The sequence below is a fragment of the Streptomyces sp. NPDC057543 genome (assembly GCF_042801895.1).
In the GTDB taxonomy this organism is placed as follows: domain Bacteria; phylum Actinomycetota; class Actinomycetes; order Streptomycetales; family Streptomycetaceae; genus Streptomyces.
Genome location: NZ_JBHVFF010000565.1, coordinates 1 through 1718, shown reverse-complemented (window position 1 = coordinate 1718; position 1718 = coordinate 1). Strand labels below are relative to the sequence as shown.

General features: G+C 70.7%; 2 protein-coding genes. Both read left to right on the top strand.

The window, feature by feature from the left end; genetic code table 11:
- The first annotated feature begins 28 nt into the window (after nt 1-28).
- Nucleotides 29-1213 carry a molecular chaperone DnaJ gene (dnaJ, locus tag ACFU8Q_RS41315; protein ID WP_384465311.1) on the top strand — a complete coding sequence of 395 codons (1185 nt, stop codon included), beginning with the start codon at nt 29-31 and terminating at the stop codon, nt 1211-1213.
- 1 nt (nt 1214) lies between these two features.
- The gene (locus ACFU8Q_RS41310; protein ID WP_384465308.1) at nt 1215-1661 is read left to right on the top strand and encodes a heat shock protein transcriptional repressor HspR; all 447 of its coding nucleotides are present in this window, start codon (nt 1215-1217) and stop codon (nt 1659-1661) included.
- Nucleotides 1662-1718: the final 57 nt, after the last annotated feature.

The window sequence follows — 1718 nt, the reverse complement described above, 5'->3', positions numbered from 1 at the left end:
GGCCGATCGTCCGGAAGGAGGGACGTCGATGAGCACGAAGGACTTCGTCGAGAAGGACTACTACAAGGTCCTCGGCGTCCCCAAGGACGCCACCGACGCCGAGATCAAGAAGGCGTACCGGAAGCTCGCCCGCGAGTTCCACCCGGACGCCAACAAGGGCGACGACAAGGCGGAGGAGCGCTTCAAGGAGATCTCCGAGGCGAACGACATCCTCGGCGACAGCAAGAAGCGCAAGGAGTACGACGAGGCGCGCGCCCTCTTCGGCAACGGCGGCTTCCGGGCCGGCCCCCCGGGCGCGGGAGGCAACTTCAACTTCGACCTGGGCGACCTCTTCGGAGGCACTCAGGGCGGGGGCCAGGGCGGCGGAGCCGGCGGCTTCGGCGGCGGCGGTCTGGGCGATGTCTTCGGCGGCCTGTTCAACCGGGGCGGTACGGGGACGCGGGTGCAGCCGCGCCGCGGCCAGGACATCGAGTCCGAGGTGACGCTCAGCTTCACCGAGGCGGTCGAGGGGGCCACGGTCCCGCTGCGGATGTCCAGCCAGGCGCCGTGCAAGGCGTGTTCCGGCACCGGTGACAAGAACGGCACGCCCAGGGTCTGCCCGACCTGTCTCGGCACCGGCCAGGTGTCGCGCGGCACCGGCGGCGGCTTCTCGCTCACCGATCCCTGCGTGGATTGCAAGGGCCGGGGCCTCATCGCCCAGGACCCCTGCGATGTCTGCAAGGGCAGTGGACGGGCGAAGTCCTCCCGGACCATGCAGGTCAGGATCCCGGCCGGCGTCTCGGACAGTCAGCGGATCCGGCTGCGCGGCAAGGGCGGTCCGGGCGAGCGCGGTGGACCGGCCGGCGATCTGTACGTCGTGGTCCATGTCGACGCCCACCCGGTCTTCGGCCGCAAGGGCGACAACCTCACGGTCACCGTGCCCGTCGACTTCACGGAGGCGGCGCTCGGCGGCGAGGTGAAGGTGCCCACGCTCGGCGGCCCGCCGGTCACCCTGAAACTGCCGGCCGGCACGCCCAACGGGCGTACGATGCGCGCCCGGGGCAAGGGCGCCGTACGCAAGGACGGCACCCGGGGCGACCTGCTGGTCACCGTCGAGGTGACGGTGCCCAGGGAAATGAGCACCGAGGCCAGGGAAGCACTGGAGGCCTACCGGAAGGCGACTGCGGGCCGTGACCCGCGGGCAGAACTCTTCCAGGCAGCGAAGGGAGCTTGAGGTGGACGGCCGACGACGTAATCCGTACGAACTGACCGATGAAACACCGGTGTACGTGATCTCGATCGCGGCCCAGCTCTCGGGCCTGCATCCGCAGACGCTGCGCCAGTACGACCGCCTCGGCCTGGTCTCGCCCGACCGCACGGCCGGGCGCGGCAGGCGCTATTCGGCCCGCGACATCGAGCTGCTGCGCACCGTGCAGCAGCTGTCGCAGGACGAGGGCATCAACCTCGCCGGCATCAAGCGCATCATCGAGCTGGAGAACCAGGTCGCGGCCCTCCAGCAGCGCGTCGCCGAGCTCTCGGCGGCGGTGGACGGTGCGGCGGTGGCGATGCAGCAGCGCGAGGCCCAGGTGCACGCCTCGTACCGGCGCGATCTGGTGCCGTACCAGGACGTGCAGCAGACCAGCGCGTTGGTGGTCTGGCGGCCGAAGCGGCCGAAGGACTGAGCGGGTCCGGCGTACCCGCACGACGGACAAAGGCCCGTCACCCGTGTGCTTCACGGG